Source organism: Vibrio sp. 1874 (assembly GCF_033344395.1).
In the GTDB taxonomy this organism is placed as follows: domain Bacteria; phylum Pseudomonadota; class Gammaproteobacteria; order Enterobacterales; family Vibrionaceae; genus Vibrio; species Vibrio alginolyticus.
Map to the genome: position 1 here is coordinate 14,854 of NZ_JAWPOR010000013.1, position 18,441 is coordinate 33,294.

Below are 18,441 nucleotides of genomic sequence, written 5' to 3' on the forward strand. Positions count from 1 at the left end.
ATGGCTAAATCCGTTTTTGTACTTGGCATGGATATCACTTGGAACTCTGCACGTGGTGACAGTGCTCAACTGAACGTGTCGCGTCCTCTACGTGAAATCAACTCAGAGAAATTCAAACGCCGCACTATCGGTGAATCCGGTGATGTGAACCCACAGTGGGATCAACCGTTGATGATTGATCATCAATACGCCCTATTACTTGAGCGCACAGGTGCTCTCGTTCCTCGCCGTGAATACCAATTGCGTTTGGAGATTAACCCAGACGATCCATTGGCAGGTGCCATTGTGACAGAACTCATCCCTGTGGATGACGACATCAAGAAACATTTTGAAGCCTCGTTAAAGGCTAAATAAGGAATTTCGTTATGCCTGTGTGTGCTTTACCTAACGCGGACGGTTTTCTCGCTGTCGTTCCTGACATTGAAGCGGCTTCATGCAGCGGTTATGTCATGGTCACGGCTCAAGAATATAACACGTTAATGAGCTACACACAGCTGACTCCAGGAGAGATATCTCAAGCGTTCGGCTTGGGTTTCACCTTGGTGTTCGTTGGCGGATATCTCTCAACTTACGCCATCAAAATGGCAATACGTTTAATAAAACTACTTTGAGGAATCTGTTATGAAACGTCTAAACGCGCTTAAAAAGTTCGGTAAACAAGCAGTGGCAACCGTCACTGTTGCGGTGCTTTCTGTCCCTGCTATGGCGGCGGAAGGTGGTGCTGCTGACCCGTTCTCCGCTATCGACTTATCAGGTGTGGCAACCAAAATCGGCGCGGCAGGTCTGGTGATTGTCGGCATTACTATGGCTTACAAATCCATCACTCTTGCTAAGCGTGCTGTGAACAAGGCTTAAGTTTATGTTGGCCGTTCTCCACGATGTCCAACTCATCGTCTTTGTGCTTTTGGGTGGCATTGCCGGATACGTGGCCAGCCAAAACTTTAGAGGATAAGGGGGCTTCGGTCCCCTTTTTTAATGGTGAAAACGTGAATAAATCACTCTTTTTACTTCTGTTTTCGTGCTTGTTCCTGTCATGGCATGCAAGCGCAGCTCAACCTACTTACGCCGTGAGAGATGTTATCGCTTATCCCGACTGTAAGCTGTCTAGGGGGATGAGAGTTAATCCTTATTCTTATGTCTCTTGTTATGAAAATAAGTTTGTTCGATACAAAGACTTCTCCACTAAGTCATGTTACATGGATAGCGATGAGTTCGGCTTACGTATAATGTGTAATACCGACAGCTCTTCTTTCCCGAAAATTCAAACTGTATGGTTCCGTCATGATACGGCTAAGTGTCCAGCTGACTATGAAATGATAGAGGATGGTGACAGTGTCACCTGCGAACCTATCGTTCCTGCCTGTGAGTATGGTGAAAACCCTGACGGCACCTGTATGGACGCTTGCCAGTTTAAAAAGTCCATTGATGAAACCAAGCTGCTTCAATGGCTGGCGTACGTCTACGGTGAACAAGTTACTGGGGCATGCTATGGCGATTTTGGCGCAACCCGTTGCGAACTAGAACGCATTCCTAGTGATACCACGCTGTGTACGGGCGTTGATTCTGGCGAATGGACACAAAACACAATCTGTCATGGAACGTTCCAGTTCAAAGGCAATCAGTGTGAAGGTGGCACACTCTTCTGGGGTAAAGATGGCCCTGACACCCCTATTATTCCTGATGACCCCATTCATGAACCTGACGACCCGACAGGTGACATCGAAGACCCTAGCGTATTACCTGACGACTCAACCAATACGGTAAATCCACCGGATACCGACAGTGAGCCAGACGTGGAAGAGCCTGACACCGATGAATCGACAGACACGGCAGTTCTGAAAGCCATTACTGGGATGAATAAGGACGTCAACAAAGCCCTGAATGACATGAACATCGACATCAATCAAGCCAGTGCTGACGTTCAAAACCAAATCATTGCGCTGAATGCGTCGATGGTCACCAATACGCAAGCCATTCAAAAGCAGCAAATCAACGACAACAAGATTTACGAAAACACTAAGGCCCTTATCCAACAAGCGAATGCTGACATCACCACGGCCATGAACAAGAACACCAATGCCGTTAATGGTGTGGGTGACGATGTAGAGAAAATTGCAGGGGCAATGGATGGTATCGCGGATGAAGTTTCCGGTATTTCTGACACCTTAGACGGTATCGCAAACACAGATACGTCTGGTGCAGGTACGGGTGGTACGTGTATCGAGTCCCAAAGTTGTACTGGCTTTTATGAGTCGGGCTATCCCGATGGTTTAGGTGGTTTGGTGTCCGGTCAGTTAGATGATCTTAAACACAACACCATCGACAACTTTGTAAACTCGTTTGGTGACCTCGACTTATCCAGTGCCAAGCGCCCTTCTTTCGTGCTCCCTGTGCCGTTCTTCGGTGACTTCAGCTTTGAGGAGCAAATCAGCTTTGATTGGGTGTTCGGTTTTATTCGTGCGGTGCTCATCATGACGTCAGTGTTTGCGGCGCGTCGTATTATTTTTGGAGGTTAATATGGATTGGTTAGTCGATTTATTTAACAAGCTGTTGGTGTTCCTTTATCAGCTTTTAATCTCGCTGGTCAACATGCTCAAAGACCTGTTCTTTTGGGCGGTTGAGCAAATCATGGCAATGGTGAATCTGTTGCTCTCTGGTGTGTTCTCCCTATTCGCTCCGGTCGATATGAGCCAGTACATGACCAGCATTCCGCCTACGGTGGCTTGGGTCATGGCGGCGGTCGGTGTGCCTCAATGTCTGTCCATCATTCTGGCCGCTATTACGGTGCGTTTGATGCTGCAATTGATTCCGTTTACGAGGTTAGGCTCATGATATACGCCATAGCAGGAAGACCAGGTGGCGGTAAAACGTATGAGGCTGTTGCCTATCACATTATTCCGGCCATTAAGGATGGCCGCAAAGTCATTACCAATATCACCTTAAACATTGATTGGTTCGTTAAGGTGTTTGGTGAAGACGTTCGAGAACTCATCAAAATCGTGGATGGCCGTTTAACGGATTTTGGTTCAACCTCGCGTCCGTTCAGTCAGATTGAAGACTACTCGGACGAATGGCGCAATGAAAAAGGACAAGGGCCACTTTATGTGGTCGATGAGGCGCACATGAGCTTGCCAAGTCGAGGCTTGGCCGCGCCGATTCTAGAATGGTACTCAATACACCGTCACTACGGTGTCGATATCATCTTGCTTACACAGAACATCCGCAAAGTGCATCGAGACATTAAGGACATGATTGAAGTGACCTACCGATGCACAAAGAACACGGCCATGGGTTCAACCAGTTCTTACACCAAGAAAGTGCAAGATGGTTGTGCCGGTGAAGTGGTGAACACCTCTACCCGATTTTATAAGTCAGAGTACTTCCCGTTCTATAAGAGTCATTCGCAATCCAACAAGCAAGTGCAGGAAGCCGAAGCAAAAGACATTCGCCCGTTCTGGAAGCGTTGGCCTGTCGTCGGAACGGTGGTGCTGTTATCGCTTGGGTTGGTTTTCAATATCTGGGCTTGGTGGCCGGAGCCAGAGCAACCGCCCGACCCCGTTAAACCACCACACCCAGTACAAGCGCAGCTGCCTGACGGAACGCCAACGGTAGATACGGCAGAAACCAAAGCGAAGAAGAAAAAGAAAGCATCAGGATTCGGGCCTTTGGAGGATTACGACTTCTACATCACCGGATACGCAAAGCAAATCGCCTACGCCAAACGGCTGAAGTATGCTGCCGAACTCGACCGTGACCTGACGTTCTACAAGATATACATCGATGTGTACGATGGCCGCGACAAGCTATTCAGTTTCGATCATCTGGACTTGGTAAAGATTGGGTATCAGTTCGAAGTGTTGAGCGATTGCGTGTATCGAGTGACTTGGGAAGAAACAGAGAGGATTTTCACGTGCGGCCAAAGAGAAAAGCCATCAGACATATTGCAGCAAAACATGCCTGTCCATATCTAGAGACCGCTCGCCACAGCGTCGAAGCTAGCGCAGTCTGCGTAGACCGAGGAAGCGGAACATGTAGGACACCAAACCTTGGCACTTCCACACCGAACTTAATCATGGGGCTCTATACGAGCCCTTTTTTATTATGTGCGCGGTATTGCGAGCATTTTGGGAGGGGCCCGCTTTGCGGGAGGGACCTAAAAGCGGAGCAAACCCCCGAATCTGTATTACGGGGGTAAATTCCACTGAAACTCAATAAGATCACGATATAAAACATTCTGTAATGAATGTGTATAATTTTTCTACCGTATACGAGAAGATGTTTGAGTCTATATTAAAAAACATATGTTGCATATGTCTTTAACTTATTGTAAATAATCCTTTTTGCGATTTGAAAATACCGTTCTCATGATGCTTTTCCAGTTAGAAAACCTTAGATTCACATTTTGGAACTGTGGATTAACTCCTCCAAAAGGCAGGAATAAAGCTTTAGGTAGCGGATATGTGGATTTCCAAATAGTCTGTGATTATCTTATAGCTTGTAGTGATGTTATTGGCCTAGCTGAAGTAGGTAGCGACAATCTAGAAAATATAGAGTTGTATGCTGAAACTAAGGGTTGGGAGACACTTAGCCTGCTTAAGAAAACGGATAATGGTGGCTCGTACTTTGACCATATGCTGCTATACAACCCTTCAAAAGTGGATGCAAGATTTGTTGACACAATTATAGCGAGTGTCGGAACCTCAAACATAAAAGCAGCTATTCATACCGCAATATCGACTAAGACCCATAGCCCAACGACATTCGATTTATTTATAAGTCATTGGCCAAGTCGCCTCCAAGGAAAAAAAGATGAGAGAGAGTTTGCAGCTAATAGTTTGAAGCAATATATTGACAACTTACCTTCTAAAAAAAATGTGATTTGTATGGGTGATTACAATGACTCCCCGTTTAGTAAATCCATAAATATCAACTTGCATTCAAGCAAGTGTTATGACGCCATCAACAGTCGACCAGAACATACGCTATACAACCCTTTTTGGAAGTTATCTGTTTCGCAAGATCAGTACACTTACTACAAAGACATAAAATCTTGTAAGTCTGTAGGAACTTATCGTTTTAAAGGCAATAGCGTGGATCATTTAAATTGGTATTCATTTGATCAAATACTAGTGTCAGGAAGCTTCTTAGGGTTTTCACAATGGCATTTAGATGAACCGTCAACAAAAATCATAGATGAAAGACGAATACTTACCTTATTTAACAATTCATCCTCATATGTAGACCATTTACCTGTTACACTTCATATAGTTCATCCTTAAGGGGTTTAGAATGAAAGAACTTTTTCTACAATCGCTAGCTGAGGCGAAAAGGCAGTCCGAAGCCAACAAAATTGCCAATCGCGAGTTTTCATGTACCCTAGACGAGTTAAATAGCTCAATATCTGAATATGTTGGTATAGAAGGCATAAAATTGATTAGGTCACCACAACTAGAAGAACAGAGTAAAGACCCTTATCAGTTAGTTTCATCATTGGCAGCAAACATGGGTAGACACGTTAGAAAGCATACTGGTTGGTATGAATGTTCGTTATCTGATGGTCGTGACGGTTCAAAAAACGAAACTAGCAAGCCGCTTTTTCTATATAAAAAATCAGATAATGTCTACCCGATAATGATTAAATCAAGAGATAATTCATGGTCATGCTATGATCAAGAATCGGTTGCTAATACGTTAGCAGAGATAGTCGCAGACCCACATACATTCAATATCATTGTAAGGTTTGCGCAAAAAATAACCGATCTAACTGATAAACCTTAAACAAAGGCTCCTCACGGAGCCTTTTTCACATAATCTTCTTTAGAGCCCTCGCATACTTTAATACTCTTCCTGCGGCTTCTAAATCAGTCAACGCTCCAATCTCTAACAACGCAATTCCAGTCAAAACTTGTTGAGCCGTAACTAATTGTCCTGTCGGAAGTTCCAATCTGTCATAGTGCATTTTAAAGTGTTCCCATTGGTCAGATGGGCTCAGTTCCCTTCCCTTTGTCATTCTCATCAGCCGCTTACACTCCGGTGGAATGGTTTTCCCCTTATCCCATTCTTTGACCGTTCTCACAGTTTTCAAACAAAGTTCAGCAGCTTGTTCGACGGATAAACCACATTCAAATTCACGAAAAATATAGTTTTTAGTCATTTCGTGATACTTCATTGAATAGTCCCTCAAAAGAGAGACATTTTATAGGACTGGCATATGCAATCGCATTCAACATAAGCAGATATAATACGAACTTAAGGGTTAGAAGATTAGCATTGGTGAAGTCAGTTTAGTTACACCGTATTTGGCTGTTGCTGCTTTGCAAGCTTCATCAGCTGTCTTGTATGGGCCATGAACTTCGATTCCACCACAGCGACCACTTGAACTGTATCTTTGGTTACATCCGACACCATGCACGTTGGTTTTGCATCTTGCTCGTTCAATATGAGTCAACATGGACACGCATTTGCTTAACCCAAAAGTGTAAGTACTAGATTATCTTTATAGGAACAAGGAATCTAACAAGTGTAAACTCGCTACTTTTCAATCTATACCTAGATCTTTCTTCATATGTTCACTCAACTCGTTAGTGGTTCTTACATTAATCTTATGTTTGCAATGATGGATTCTCAACTCTTCACCAAATAATTTTACTAGTGATTTGGTATACAAAGTACTAATATTATTTATTATTCTATACAATGTATCTTTCTGATAAACAGATCTTTTCGAATTTTGTATTGCAGTCTTCATATTTAAATATCCTCACACTTTTAACTTTATAATTTAAAGAATCAATTTCAACTTTTATTATTACTTTTTCCGATATGGAATGAGTCATTATCAATGATGCACAATCAACATTAAATCACCCGAATCCAACTTAGTAAGTTCACGAGACAAATTTTTTATTTTTAAATCTTTATTTTCTATATTTAATCCGGTTGAGTTAATTCCTTCAGGATATCGGTTTAACTTAATATCCAATATGGTTTTATTAAGATAGTAGTCTGCCATTATTTCATGACGGCTTTTAAATATCATTGTCCCCCTCCGATGATGCAAGTTATACTTTCCCACCAGTTAAAAGACAACGTGACTCAGAGTTGCAAAAAGGTAACAATCATGGAATTGATGAACAATGAGCTGATCTGCTTTGCAGCCATTTGTAAACGCCTCTCTCTTACAGATGCATCAAAAGAACTTGGAAAGTCTAAAGCTCAAGTCAGCAGGCAGCTAGCAGCATTAGAAAAACAACTTGGCGTAACACTCGTCCACAGAACAACAAGGAAACTCGTTTTAACTGATCATGGCGAAAGCATTAGAGAGCTTGCTATCAAGACGTTAGAGAGTTTGCACGAGTTAAATTACAGAGCTAGCTCGTTGAGTGAATGCATTGATGGAAAGTTTAAAATCACAATGCCCAACTCTATAGCCTCTTCTATTTTTGGTTCTGTTCTTAAAGACTTAAAAGAACGATATCCAAAAGTTGATTTTGAAATATCGTCAAGTAACAATGTAGAAAATTTATTAGAAAGCAATGTAGATTTAGCGATTAGGCTTAATAATGTTATTGATGACACTCTTATTGCACATAAACTTGGTGATTATAGTGATGTTTTGATATCTAGGGTAAGTAATGCCAACCACAAAACACTATTAATCTACAAACATCATTCGAATAAGGAATCAATTAAAAGTCAATATACTGATGTTATCGAAGTTGATAACACCTCTATTTTAATAAACTTTGTTTCTGAGGGAGTTGGGGTTGGTGTCATTCCAAACTATCTTGTTAAAAGTAACTATATAGACAAAAACATCCGAATATCGCAAACTTTTGATATAGAACGTTCCATGTATATGGCCTACCCTTATCAAAACCCTTTGCCAAGAAAGCTAGCCGAGATATCTACTTTTATTAGGTCTGAGTTATCACAAGTATTGAAGAGTGAGTCATTTTAGGGCGGTTGTTCAGATTTAGAATTTTGCGTTGTCTACTCAACTAGGCCTAACGCTAATCTTTGTAACATATTGTTTCAGCGGTATTTATTAACACCCCCATCTTTATGCTTGCTATCACAATGTGAGATGCTCTGCCGTCTTGTTATCAAGGTTTTGCGTGGAATAAATCACGTGGGGTAAACGATAGATTGACTTACATTAAAATTTTCATCAAAAGTAACTTTATATAAAATTGATTTCATAACAATCTGTGTGTATCTTCTACCCATATCCCCACAATAACCAAGGAGAATGCCATGGATAAGCTACTCGCGTCTGCATTAGAAATTAAGCAGCGAACTATGGTGACTGGCTTTTTTGCTAGAAATGGATTCAAAATCGCTATGACCGATTTTGATGATGTCACTTTTGAGCGAGAAGGCGTGCAAGTTAACGTACATTTTGATCTGCAGTCAAACGCGGAGTCTGCATCTGTTTTATCTCATGAGGCATCAATCATTCCTGGCTAAAAACTTTTATTATCACCGATACACCAAGCCGAACATAAAAGTTCGGCTTTTTAGTGACAAAAAATGATGAGTGCGAACAAGAGTTGTCGATCACTCGTCTAAATAGACGATTAATAAATCAGCTTCAACTTCGTTCACAACCTTTGGTATCGATGAAAAAAAGCGACTCAATAAGTTGTGATGATGACCACAGACAACTAAATCTATCCCCTCTTTTTTGACGATTCCCGATAGTTTTATATGAAGATCGCCGATTACTACCATGGTCTCGTTTACTGGGCATAAGCATTTATCAGCGAGCTCTTGCAGCCTTCTTTCCAATTCTTGCTCTTCCTTCGCTTCCATGACTATACGATCAACATCTACGTAAACAAATGAGAGTTTGCTGCTTGAGTTATCCGCTTGCATTATTGCTTTTTCGATAACGGCTTGGCTAGATTTAGATAAGTCGACAGCAACCAAAACGTGCTTGTAACCCATCATTCCTCCCTTGGTTAGTTTTTGTTCTCATATTAAGTCTAGTCCACATAGAGCGAACACAACATCAAAACTACTGCTACATGATAGTTAAAGGAGTTTAGTGTAAAACAGGCAAATAGTTTTCATTACAACCTTGTTGCTTCCTCTCATCCAAAGATCAACGATGTTTTTCCAATTTCTTCTCTAATTATCGGACTATTTAACAGGAAGGACGTCAGGAAACGTTACGTTGTAATAGGCGTTACTGCTCTTGATTTCTACTACTCTTGAGGTTTCATATTACCCACTTCAACGTCGCCTAGTTTAGTAAAACTACTTTAGGTTAAGCGTGTTCAATATGTAACGCTCCGCTCAAATCCAGGAGACGTATTTCGGCTAAAAAAGCAGCTCAATAAGATGAATTTCGATTCATCTATTACATATGTCTGCGAGTGCTTACTGTTCTTATATCGCTTATTTAATAACTCTAGTTTAATTATCGTTATAAGTTACGGTGTCTCTTTTTTCTTTTTTTAGCATAATCTTCTGTCTGAGAGCGAAGCTCTCTTGGGCTTTGTAATTAAATTACAAGATCAATCGCGACCAATATGGTTGGCAGATTAAAAGACCGAGGTAAACAATTGATATTATTGAGTTTAATTTGTTAGTTCTTTAAAAATGCCTAATTACCTGTGCTACGAAAACTAAGGTTAACACGATTAGGTAAAATTTTACTAACTCGCTATTTAGTCTTAAAGGCAATTGAACAAGATTAAAATCATATAGGTATAATAAATTTTAGTTACAGCGTAACCAGGGTGGTGTTTGGGAGTGTAAAGGAATAGAAAATAGAAAGGCAAAAAAACAGGGCGTATGCCCTGTCCATGAATTGATTAGTTTTGTTGCTGTTGTTTTTCTGCGTACTCAGAACGAATCCGTTCGGCAACAATTTTGATAGCTTCTGCAGTGCTTGTGCCCTTCGCCATCAATTCTTGAATTCTCTCTACAGCTTGTTGTTGCTCTTGGTGAGATAGAGGGGGTAAATCGTCAAACATAAAAAGCTCCTCATTTTGAGGAGCTGACTATAACGATTCAATTAATAGGTAGCAAGGAAATTAATGGATGCACCCATAGCGTTCTCGTTTGTGTACTGAGCTGCGATATCCAATTCGAACAACTTAAGTGGGGACAACCCGATGCCAGCAGTAATGGTTCCTTCGTCATTACTTCGAGCTAAGTTCTTCATATACCCTGCTCGTAATGCCATTTGACGCAAAATATCAAACTCAATACCAGCTCGAATCATTTGCGTATTATCATCAAAGGATGAAAAACGTTTTTCTTCGTTAAGATCGTAGTCAACACTCATCGTAAAGTAATCGGCAACAATCCCTGCCCCAACGGTGTATACAGGACGCATGCTATATTCGTATGATTTTATCGTATCGCTGCCATATTGGAATGATTTTGTTTTAACGTCTCTTCCGATCAAATTTTTCGCTGAAATACCGAGACGATATGGGCCAAAGAACCAAAGTGCGCCTGCGTCTAAGTTAAACATCGTTTCCGCGGTCTCATTTTCACGTAAGTCTTTAGTATCAAAATTCTGAAAACTCGTGGCGTATGAGTACGTGTATATACGCTGAAGTTTAGGAGTAACACCAAAAGAAAGGTGTTGGTTCATGAAATTAGTGTATTTAGCAAGTGAAATACCAGCTTCAGCCACGCCAATAGAAACACCTTGTACATAGCTATCATCTAATGGATTAGTACCTGAGGTATCAACATTTGGTTGTACGAATGATTCAGTGTATAACTTACCGTATGCAGTTGCAGATAAGAATTTGTTGGGAATACCAATGGCAACGACACCACCAAGATCAAAGTCTGTCTTTTTCCCATCGATAGCATCCATCGATTTTTTGATTTCATCGACGTCTGCCAATTTGCTGATGCGTTCGATCTCATCAACTAGATCATATTGATCATCGTAGCTGCCACCAAAACTTGGCACGATCATGCCTGCATCGTCATTTCGGCGATAAATCGCAGTAAGAGCGGGGTTGAAAAAAGGCGCAGTTAGATAAGTTGCTGATACGGTACCAACGCCACCCATTGCATCACTACGAGCCTCTATCGCATAAGTAGCAGCAGAGGCAGCATTAGCGAAAAGAATAGTAGCAACAGAAGTGGCAAGAATTTTATATTTGTTTTTCATACTACACTTGTGATTTTAGTTCGTCCTGAACCTTTATCGGCACAAGTAGTATTTCTTTAACTATTCTTCCTGGGAAAGATCATAGGTTCGGCTAATAGTTTGAGCCTGCTCAACAATTATATCGCCCTGCCAACGGCGACTATTGATACTTACCGCCAATACGTATCTATCGTTTGGGACACCCGCTAGCTCCAATGAATTTGGATAGTTAGACTCGTAAGTCTTTTTCCACATTTGCTCGTACTGGCCATCAATGTAGTCATACAAACCGACTTCAAGTTGCGGTAATGGACAATGGGGATTACGAAGTGCGCTCTTTTCTACTTTCCAATTCTCTTTAGATGTCCAACGAACATATTGAGAAGAGTTTGAATCTCCGAGTATTACCCAAGTTCGATACTCTTGTTTATCAGTAGAAACAACGGTTAAGTGATATAAACCAGCTTCAAGTTTACCTGTTAAGTTATAGCGTTTCGAGTAACTACGCTCGTTGGCAAGTTCTGTCCCGTTCGGCTGTTGTTCATAGCTGAATGAACTGTCCGCGGATATAGAATCATCCACCCATCGATTAAATGAAATATTTTCGATGTCAGTTGTAGCTCTTAGCTTGATTACCAATCTAAATGTATCTCGCCCAGGGCTTTGAATAGTCTGACGAATAACGTTCACACCACTTATCCAATCAGGCAGCGTTACACCAGTGAGAGCCTTGCCACAGTTTTTAGATAGTGACTGACCAAGAAGATCATTAAGGTGAGGAGTCAAATCTTTACTTGGTTCCGTTTGCCAGAGTTCAACAAGAGAGTTGAACATACCCGCAAGATCATCTTCAAGTAAGTGTTGATGTGCCTGTGTTAAAGGCGTGTTAGTTTGAAACCAGTCCATCGCATGGACTGGTTTCACTAACGCTAATGAGAGAACTACAGGGAGTAGTATTTTCATTACGACTTATGCTTTCATCTTGTAGCCAACACCACGAAGTGTTTCAATTTCCAGTCCTGGCAGTTTTTGACGAAGCTGTAGTACATGTGTATCAACCGTACGTGTTGTCGGGAAGTGATTGTAACCCCAAACGTGGTCAAGTAGCTCATCACGAGTAAACACGCGACCTAAGTTTGACGCCAAAAATAGCAGCAAATCAAACTCTGTTCGAGTAAGCGTAATTAGCTCGTCTTTATAAGTCACTTCACGAGTCGAGCGGTCAATCTCTAAGTCTTTTGTAATCACTTTATCAGCGTTGCTTTGTTCTGCTGAATCCGGTGCTCGTAGCTGTGCACGGATTCTCGCAAAAAGCTCCGCCTCAGCAAAAGGCTTTGTTAAGTAGTCGTTCGCGCCGGAATCAAGGCCTGCAACTTTATCTTTTACGGTAACAAGTGCCGTTAACAAGATAACTGGTACGTCTTTAATCTGTTTCCATTCTGGGAGACATTGTACAGAGTCACCATCTGGGAGTTGGCGATCGAGAATTACCAAGTCAGCTTTTTTCCATTGTGGCTCTACGTCTGCAATACGCTCCACATGTAAACACTCATATCCTGCTTGTTCCAGGCTTACTAACAGGCCGTCAGCCAAGTTTTTATCGTCCTCAACGAGAAGCAGTGTCTGTTTCACAAGGTATCTCCAATATAAAAGTTGTAGGTGGTCCCATTAAGGACATTTTTCCGCCCATGCGGCCTACCATAGATTCAACGATTGTTAATCCAAGTCCTAACCCGCTCTTACTTACGAACGGTTTCTTCAAATTTGCCCAATCTTTAGCCGTTAGGCCTCCTGCATCTCGGACTTGGAATACTATTTTTTCTTCACTAGTTGAGACATCCAATTCAACCGGTGCGACACCGTACTTAAGCGCATTACGAAGCAAGTTATCGATACAAGTTCCTAACCAGTACACATTAACTTTAGCAGCCACATCTTCATTGATGTTAAAAAGCACGGCACTATCAAATTCTTCTTCGATCTTAAATTCTAACCAATCTGCAACGGATGGTACCCAGTCTGTTGCAAGCATTTGGTTATCAGATTGCAAATAATCTTTACTCGCTTCTGCCAATTGACGCAGGCGGCGCGTATCTTCACACAATCTGCGGAATTCGTCATACACACTTTCAGGCAAATGCTCGAACTCTCGACGAAAGCCCTCAACCGTTAGTGACAGAGATGCAATCGGTGTTCTGAGCTCATGCGTTAAAATTTGCAACACGAGCATTCTACTACGTAGTTCTTCTCGCTTGCTATTCCAACGGTACACCGCCCAACCAATCACCAAAAGAATATTGGCGATTACCAGTATGATCATACTGATCCGCAAAACTTGCGAGTGATCTTCTACATCCCAACAAATATTACCTCGTTTAACAAAGCAACTTTTGCTTTGAGACGCTAGAGCGTATGACAGACCCGCATTCGCTACGTTCTCTTGCCAGATATCTTTCTCGAAAACAAAGTAACGGTCACCACGTCTTAACCAAAGTTCGTTACCTTCAATAAACATGCTCGCGCCCGCAATCAAAGCATTAATGGCGTCGTCATCCATGTTTTTCAAGCTTTCTAGCAACTCATCCCCTTCCTCGTTATCACGCTCTTTTATATGCATGTACTGAGATAGTTTGGGTTTGAGTTCTGGATACTTATCCACATAACGTGCCGCATACGTCCCACCACCAGGGTGAATGAGACCACTACGCGAGAACCAACGAGGTGTCAGCTGCGTCCCTTTACAAATCGCCCTTGTAAATACTAAAGGCTCAGTAATTAAAGGACTTAATGGTAATTTGCCACGACAAGTATTCGCCAAGCTGTAAAGCTGTTGGATATCTTTTAACGGATAGTCAGACGTTTGCGGCAGAAGCGAATCTGGCGCAAGTAACTTGGTAGGATAATTTGATTGCAGAATACGAATATCGTACGACTTAAGAGCTACTTCATAGTTAAATAGCTCTGTAAACGTATCTATTCTTTCTGGTAGTGAATCGGAAAATGCAGGTGCCGAAAAAAGCGGCAATACAGTTGCAAAACCGAGCAAAAACTTTTTAATCAAACTGTTACCGTCACTTGTTACATTAGCCAAAACTATACATCAATCTACAAGCAATTGACATCTGCTAACAGAAGGATTTGCATTACTATAACATTGAAACGGAACAAAAAAGGGCCAGCGATTGCTGACCCTGTATAGTTTTAAATCAAGAATGGTTAAAGTGCTTTAAAAATAGACTCAACACTTTCTTTCGCATCACCAAATAGCATTGATGTATTTTCTTTGAAGAACAGTGGGTTCTGTACTCCTGCGTAACCAGTATTCATTGAGCGCTTGAATACCACTACGTTTTTCGCGTTCCATACCTCCAATACGGGCATACCAGCGATTGGGCTGTTCGGATCTTCCAGTGCGGCTGGGTTGACCGTATCGTTAGCACCGATAACCAATACGGTATCGGTTTCTGCAAAGTCATCATTGATTTCATCCATTTCAAGAACGATATCATACGGTACTTTTGCTTCAGCGAGTAACACATTCATATGCCCCGGTAGACGACCCGCTACTGGGTGAATCCCAAAGCGAACTTCAATACCTTGTGAACGAAGTACATCAGTAATTTCATGAACAGGGTATTGTGCCTGAGCTACTGCCATGCCATATCCTGGAGTGATGATTACTGATTTTGAGTTCTTCAACATCTCTGCAACTTCTTCAGCCGTTGTTTCACGATATTCGCCCTGCTCTTCGTCACCTGAAATCACTATCTCTTGACCAAAACCACCGGCAATAACACTGATAAACGAACGGTTCATTGCTTTACACATGATGTAAGAAAGAATCGCACCTGATGAACCTACCAAAGCACCTGTTACAATCAATAGATCATTTGCTAGCATGAAACCTGCTGCCGCTGCTGCCCAACCTGAGTATGAGTTCAACATAGAGACAACAACTGGCATATCAGCACCACCGATTGAAGCGACTAAATGGTAGCCGAATGCGAACGCGATCAAAGTCATCACAATAAGAGCGAACATGCTGCCATCTGCTTTTACGAAGTAGATCATAAGAAGCGTAGAAATAACAACCGCTGCGAGGTTCATTTTGTGCTTATGAGGCAGGTTAAGTGGCGACGAAGAAATCACACCACGCAGCTTACCAAATGCGACAATTGAACCGGTGAAAGTTACGGCACCGATGAACACACCCAAGAATACTTCTACAAGGTGGATAACATGCTCAGCATGTGTTGCTGCTTCTGGCGCATCTAGGTAGCTGTTGTAGCCAACTAAAACCGCAGCTAAACCTACAAAGCTGTGTAGAATCGCAACCAGTTCTGGCATCTCGGTCATTTCTACTTTCTTCGCATAGAAAATACCGATCGCACCACCTATCGCCATCGCGATAATGATCCAACCAAAACCTTGCGCATCTGGGCTAAAGATCGTCGCTATCAGCGCGATCGTCATACCAGCGATACCGTAGTAGTTACCATTACGAGCAGACTCTTGCTTTGAAAGCCCCGCCAAACTCATGATGAAAAATAATGCAGCAACAATGTAAGCTGCTTGTACTAATCCTGCAGACATTGTGACTCCTATTTATCTTTGCGGAACATTTCAAGCATACGCTTGGTGACGGTGAAACCACCGAAGATATTGATACTCGCGATCAATACGGCAATAAAAGATAGGAATGAAACGACGCCATTACCTTGTCCAATTTGCAGTAATGCACCAACGACAATAATGCCAGAGATAGCATTCGTTACTGACATTAGTGGAGTATGAAGTGCATGGGTAACATTCCATACTACGTAGTATCCGACAACACACGCTAGAACAAATACAGTAAAGTGAGAAAGAAACGCTGCCGGAGCAACCGATGCTACCCATGCAAAGGCTCCAACAGCCGCTGCCACACCAATAATTTTCTTCGTTGGAGACGTAGGTTCTTCTACTTTAGGCTCTGGCTTCACAGGCTGTTCTTGTTTCACTTGCGGCTGAGCTGAAACCTGAATTGGTGGCGCTGGCCAAGTAACTTCACCTTCTTTCACCACGGTAACGCCACGGATAACAACATCTTCAAAATCAATATTGATGTTGCCATCTTTCTCTTTACACAGCAGTTTTAGAAGGTTAACAAGGTTTGTCGCGTAAAGCTGAGAAGATTGTGTTGGCAAACGACCAACCATGTCAGTGTAACCAACAATTTTTACGCCGTTATCCGTCATGATAACTTGGTCTTTCACTGTATATTCACAGTTACCGCCATTAGCAGCTGCCAAGTCGACAATTACACTGCCCGCTTTCATGCTGTCGACCATTTCTTTGGTGATCAACTTCGGCGCAGGTTTACCAGGGATGAGCGCGGTCGTAATAATGATATCAACATCTTTAGCTTGCTCTGCGTATAACTCTGCCGCTTTTTTGTTGAAGTCATCAGACATTTCTTTTGCGTAGCCATCCCCAGAGCCTGACTCTTCTTGAAAGTCAACGGTCAGGAACTCAGCGCCCATCGATTCAACTTGCTCTTTTACTTCTGGGCGAACGTCAAACGCACGGACAATAGCACCTAAGCTACCTGCAGCACCGATAGCCGCCAAGCCAGCGACGCCAGCACCTGCAACCAATACTTTCGCTGGAGGTACTTTACCGGCAGCCGTAATTTGACCTGTAAAGAAACGACCAAACTCATGAGCTGCCTCAACCACTGCACGATAACCAGCGATATTAGCCATCGAAGATAGCGCGTCTAAGGCTTGTGCACGTGAGATACGAGGAACGGAATCCATGGCAAGAACGTTAATGTTCTTACTTGAAAGTTGTTCCATCAACTCAGCATTTTGAGCCGGCCAAATAAAGCTAACCAGTGTTGCTCCATCTTGCAGTAACGCAATTTCGTCAATGCCTTGCTCATCATCCACAATTGGCGCATTAACTTTTAAAATAAGGCCAGATGCCCAAACTTCTTCACTAGAAACGATTTTCGCACTAGCTGCTTCATAAGCGGCATCATCGAAACTCGCTAGCACCCCCGCTTGGGATTCGATCGCGACATCGAATCCCAATTTTATTAACTGCTCAACCGACTTCGGCGATGCAGCCACTCGCGATTCACCCGCGAGTATCTCTTTAGGTACACCGATTTGCAAAACGCATACTCCTTGTATACATATCAATAAATTAGTCCCAAAACAGAGCGTTGCTCTACTCTAATTCTTTTTTATTTCTATCTGTTTACCACGCAAGACAATTGCAAACGAAAGATGATGTTTGGGGACACCCATTTGCACAATAACACCTTGACTAACAGCCCTGTTATTATTCTGTTTGTATCGAACGCGTCTCATTACTTCAAGTGTTTTGTAATTTAAATACTAAATTTCATTACATATAACGCTAAGTAATGAATGATTGTCGCTCTGTGCACGAAAAATAACAACGCAACACCGTACTAGACTGAGGTCTAACCAGGTAACGATTAAATACTGACTTAACAGAGATTTAAGCGTTAAAAAGAAAGAGCCACTAGCATATACACTAATGGCTCTTTTTAAGATGACTGGAATCAAATTGCTAGTCGAAGATTTTATCGCCCATTTGATCAATAAACATTTGAGATTTCTTCAACATAAGGTCATTGGCATCTTGCTCTGAGCCAAGCAAATCGGAACGAATAAACCGATGTGTTTTCACTTCATCATCGTCATGCTTTTCTATTCGACCAGCGATGCGATATTGTCCGCCCTCTGAAAGGCTCTCTGGGTAAATAAGGAAACCTTTATATTCAACTGGTTCGATATTTTTGGCTTCAACCGTTTTCTCACTACCACCAAACAAACGCGAAAAAAATCCCACGATTCCTCCTTGGGTCAGCTCACTAGTCAACTGAGCGACTCTTACTTAATATTAACGTTAAGGATCGGTTTTTCATACCAATCCAACTCTTTGTCATCATCATAACTAGTATGGGAAAAAATTACAGGCACATCATACTCTCGGTTCTTACGCCTGTCTTCTTTCACCATTTCTGCAGCGTTTTTCACCGCTATATCCGCGCTTTGCTTAAACTGGCTTAATTTTTGTTCAGGAAGTGAAGACAAAAAATCAATATCATGACGGATATAGACAGGCTTGAGCTGGATAAGCGCAAGGCAAGCAATATCGGCTAACTGTTCGTTGTCATACTGTTCTAAAAATTCGGGCAAACTGAGAACCTGGCCTACTAATGTTTCCATGTAGTTGTGCACATCTGAGCTTATCTGCATCTGTAAATCTCCTTTTTCCTATGAAATGAGTATAGCAACGAC

Annotated in this window: 23 protein-coding genes; 10 read left to right on the forward strand and 13 right to left on the reverse strand. The window is 42.1% G+C overall.

Features of this window, described 5'->3' with window-relative positions:
- The 8 genes from R8N46_RS19055 to R8N46_RS19090 all read left to right on the forward strand — a co-directional run bounded on the left by R8N46_RS19055 (position 1) and on the right by R8N46_RS19090 (position 5,778).
- Positions 1-354: a DUF1293 family protein gene (locus R8N46_RS19055; protein WP_017822035.1), complete on the forward strand. Its 354-nt coding sequence runs from the start codon at positions 1-3 to the stop codon at positions 352-354.
- 11 nt (positions 355-365) lie between these two features.
- Positions 366-611 carry a single-stranded DNA-binding protein gene (locus R8N46_RS19060; RefSeq protein WP_318098498.1) on the forward strand — a complete coding sequence of 82 codons (246 nt, stop codon included), beginning with the start codon at positions 366-368 and terminating at the stop codon, positions 609-611.
- A 10-nt stretch (positions 612-621) separates the two neighbouring features.
- On the forward strand, positions 622-855 hold the full coding sequence (locus R8N46_RS19065; RefSeq protein ID WP_017447548.1) for a membrane protein: 234 nt from the start codon (positions 622-624) through the stop codon (positions 853-855).
- A gap of 131 nt (positions 856-986) precedes the next feature.
- Positions 987-2,516: a methyl-accepting chemotaxis protein gene (locus R8N46_RS19070; protein ID WP_225466480.1), complete on the forward strand. Its 1,530-nt coding sequence runs from the start codon at positions 987-989 to the stop codon at positions 2,514-2,516.
- Between the two features lies 1 nt (position 2,517).
- Positions 2,518-2,832 (forward strand): DUF2523 family protein, encoded by a 315-nt coding sequence (locus R8N46_RS19075; RefSeq protein WP_017822026.1) that lies wholly within the window; start codon positions 2,518-2,520, stop codon positions 2,830-2,832.
- Positions 2,829-3,971 carry a zonular occludens toxin domain-containing protein gene (locus tag R8N46_RS19080; RefSeq protein WP_262637727.1) on the forward strand — a complete coding sequence of 381 codons (1,143 nt, stop codon included), beginning with the start codon at positions 2,829-2,831 and terminating at the stop codon, positions 3,969-3,971. Before R8N46_RS19075 ends, R8N46_RS19080 begins: the two co-directional genes overlap by 4 nt.
- 393 nt (positions 3,972-4,364) lie before the next feature.
- Positions 4,365-5,279 carry an endonuclease/exonuclease/phosphatase family protein gene (locus tag R8N46_RS19085; protein WP_276415164.1) on the forward strand — a complete coding sequence of 305 codons (915 nt, stop codon included), beginning with the start codon at positions 4,365-4,367 and terminating at the stop codon, positions 5,277-5,279.
- Positions 5,280-5,289: 10 nt separating this feature from the next.
- Positions 5,290-5,778: a hypothetical protein gene (locus R8N46_RS19090; RefSeq protein WP_318098499.1), complete on the forward strand. Its 489-nt coding sequence runs from the start codon at positions 5,290-5,292 to the stop codon at positions 5,776-5,778.
- A gap of 25 nt (positions 5,779-5,803) precedes the next feature.
- On the opposite strand, the gene R8N46_RS19095 is transcribed toward R8N46_RS19090, so the two are convergent.
- From R8N46_RS19095 to R8N46_RS19105, 3 genes are all read right to left on the reverse strand, one after another.
- On the reverse strand, positions 5,804-6,169 hold the full coding sequence (locus tag R8N46_RS19095) for a phage protein (protein WP_140359991.1): 366 nt from the start codon (positions 6,167-6,169) through the stop codon (positions 5,804-5,806).
- A gap of 87 nt (positions 6,170-6,256) precedes the next feature.
- Positions 6,257-6,451 (reverse strand): hypothetical protein, encoded by a 195-nt coding sequence (locus R8N46_RS19100; RefSeq protein ID WP_216613588.1) that lies wholly within the window; start codon positions 6,449-6,451, stop codon positions 6,257-6,259.
- Positions 6,452-6,838: 387 nt separating this feature from the next.
- Positions 6,839-7,039, reverse strand: a complete 201-nt coding sequence (locus R8N46_RS19105; RefSeq protein WP_250654639.1) for a hypothetical protein — start codon at positions 7,037-7,039, stop codon at positions 6,839-6,841.
- A gap of 81 nt (positions 7,040-7,120) precedes the next feature.
- Between R8N46_RS19105 and R8N46_RS19110 the strand changes: the two genes are divergently transcribed.
- A complete protein-coding gene (locus tag R8N46_RS19110; protein ID WP_005376262.1) occupies positions 7,121-7,960 on the forward strand; it encodes a LysR family transcriptional regulator in 840 nt (279 codons plus the stop codon).
- A gap of 296 nt (positions 7,961-8,256) precedes the next feature.
- On the forward strand, positions 8,257-8,469 hold the full coding sequence (locus R8N46_RS19115; RefSeq protein WP_005376260.1) for a hypothetical protein: 213 nt from the start codon (positions 8,257-8,259) through the stop codon (positions 8,467-8,469).
- Positions 8,470-8,559: 90 nt separating this feature from the next.
- Here the strand turns inward: R8N46_RS19115 and R8N46_RS19120 are convergent, their stop codons facing one another.
- From R8N46_RS19120 to R8N46_RS19165, 10 genes are all read right to left on the reverse strand, one after another.
- A complete protein-coding gene (locus tag R8N46_RS19120; RefSeq protein ID WP_005376258.1) occupies positions 8,560-8,949 on the reverse strand; it encodes a universal stress protein in 390 nt (129 codons plus the stop codon).
- Between the two features lie 872 nt (positions 8,950-9,821).
- Positions 9,822-9,983 (reverse strand): YoaH family protein, encoded by a 162-nt coding sequence (locus R8N46_RS19125; RefSeq protein ID WP_005376257.1) that lies wholly within the window; start codon positions 9,981-9,983, stop codon positions 9,822-9,824.
- Between the two features lie 41 nt (positions 9,984-10,024).
- Entirely contained in the window at positions 10,025-11,146 is a 1,122-nt protein-coding gene (locus R8N46_RS19130) for a conjugal transfer protein TraF (RefSeq protein ID WP_005376255.1), read from the reverse strand.
- 60 nt (positions 11,147-11,206) lie between these two features.
- Positions 11,207-12,088 (reverse strand): DUF2861 family protein, encoded by an 882-nt coding sequence (locus R8N46_RS19135; protein WP_053303637.1) that lies wholly within the window; start codon positions 12,086-12,088, stop codon positions 11,207-11,209.
- A gap of 6 nt (positions 12,089-12,094) precedes the next feature.
- Complete coding sequence (vxrB, locus tag R8N46_RS19140; protein WP_005376251.1) at positions 12,095-12,757, reverse strand: response regulator transcription factor VxrB; 663 nt, start codon at positions 12,755-12,757, stop codon at positions 12,095-12,097.
- Positions 12,732-14,186 carry a sensor histidine kinase VxrA gene (gene vxrA / locus R8N46_RS19145; RefSeq protein ID WP_025767766.1) on the reverse strand — a complete coding sequence of 485 codons (1,455 nt, stop codon included), beginning with the start codon at positions 14,184-14,186 and terminating at the stop codon, positions 12,732-12,734. Before vxrA ends, vxrB begins: the two co-directional genes overlap by 26 nt.
- A gap of 155 nt (positions 14,187-14,341) precedes the next feature.
- Complete coding sequence (gene pntB, locus R8N46_RS19150; RefSeq protein WP_005376248.1) at positions 14,342-15,718, reverse strand: Re/Si-specific NAD(P)(+) transhydrogenase subunit beta; 1,377 nt, start codon at positions 15,716-15,718, stop codon at positions 14,342-14,344.
- A gap of 8 nt (positions 15,719-15,726) precedes the next feature.
- The gene (locus R8N46_RS19155) at positions 15,727-17,283 is read right to left on the reverse strand and encodes a Re/Si-specific NAD(P)(+) transhydrogenase subunit alpha (RefSeq protein WP_005376246.1); all 1,557 of its coding nucleotides are present in this window, start codon (positions 17,281-17,283) and stop codon (positions 15,727-15,729) included.
- Between the two features lie 424 nt (positions 17,284-17,707).
- On the reverse strand, positions 17,708-17,989 hold the full coding sequence (locus tag R8N46_RS19160) for an HlyU family transcriptional regulator (RefSeq protein WP_115386646.1): 282 nt from the start codon (positions 17,987-17,989) through the stop codon (positions 17,708-17,710).
- Between the two features lie 41 nt (positions 17,990-18,030).
- Entirely contained in the window at positions 18,031-18,399 is a 369-nt protein-coding gene (locus R8N46_RS19165; protein WP_005376241.1) for a late competence development ComFB family protein, read from the reverse strand.
- Between the last annotated feature and the right edge of the window lie 42 nt (positions 18,400-18,441).

Coding starts and splice junctions, on each gene's coding strand:
- R8N46_RS19095 (WP_140359991.1), bottom strand. CDS start 6,169: ATGAAGTATCACGAAATGACTAAAAACTATATTTTTCGTGAATTTGAA.
- R8N46_RS19120 (WP_005376258.1), bottom strand. CDS start 8,949: ATGGGTTACAAGCACGTTTTGGTTGCTGTCGACTTATCTAAATCTAGC.
- R8N46_RS19075 (WP_017822026.1), top strand. CDS start 2,518: ATGGATTGGTTAGTCGATTTATTTAACAAGCTGTTGGTGTTCCTTTAT.
- R8N46_RS19065 (WP_017447548.1), top strand. CDS start 622: ATGAAACGTCTAAACGCGCTTAAAAAGTTCGGTAAACAAGCAGTGGCA.
- R8N46_RS19165 (WP_005376241.1), bottom strand. CDS start 18,399: ATGCAGATAAGCTCAGATGTGCACAACTACATGGAAACATTAGTAGGC.
- R8N46_RS19125 (WP_005376257.1), bottom strand. CDS start 9,983: ATGTTTGACGATTTACCCCCTCTATCTCACCAAGAGCAACAACAAGCT.
- R8N46_RS19115 (WP_005376260.1), top strand. CDS start 8,257: ATGGATAAGCTACTCGCGTCTGCATTAGAAATTAAGCAGCGAACTATG.
- R8N46_RS19130 (WP_005376255.1), bottom strand. CDS start 11,146: ATGAAAAACAAATATAAAATTCTTGCCACTTCTGTTGCTACTATTCTT.
- R8N46_RS19080 (WP_262637727.1), top strand. CDS start 2,829: ATGATATACGCCATAGCAGGAAGACCAGGTGGCGGTAAAACGTATGAG.
- R8N46_RS19085 (WP_276415164.1), top strand. CDS start 4,365: ATGATGCTTTTCCAGTTAGAAAACCTTAGATTCACATTTTGGAACTGT.
- R8N46_RS19135 (WP_053303637.1), bottom strand. CDS start 12,088: ATGAAAATACTACTCCCTGTAGTTCTCTCATTAGCGTTAGTGAAACCA.
- pntB (WP_005376248.1), bottom strand. CDS start 15,718: ATGTCTGCAGGATTAGTACAAGCAGCTTACATTGTTGCTGCATTATTT.
- R8N46_RS19060 (WP_318098498.1), top strand. CDS start 366: ATGCCTGTGTGTGCTTTACCTAACGCGGACGGTTTTCTCGCTGTCGTT.
- R8N46_RS19055 (WP_017822035.1), top strand. CDS start 1: ATGGCTAAATCCGTTTTTGTACTTGGCATGGATATCACTTGGAACTCT.
- R8N46_RS19090 (WP_318098499.1), top strand. CDS start 5,290: ATGAAAGAACTTTTTCTACAATCGCTAGCTGAGGCGAAAAGGCAGTCC.
- R8N46_RS19105 (WP_250654639.1), bottom strand. CDS start 7,039: ATGATATTTAAAAGCCGTCATGAAATAATGGCAGACTACTATCTTAAT.
- R8N46_RS19100 (WP_216613588.1), bottom strand. CDS start 6,451: ATGTTGACTCATATTGAACGAGCAAGATGCAAAACCAACGTGCATGGT.
- R8N46_RS19110 (WP_005376262.1), top strand. CDS start 7,121: ATGGAATTGATGAACAATGAGCTGATCTGCTTTGCAGCCATTTGTAAA.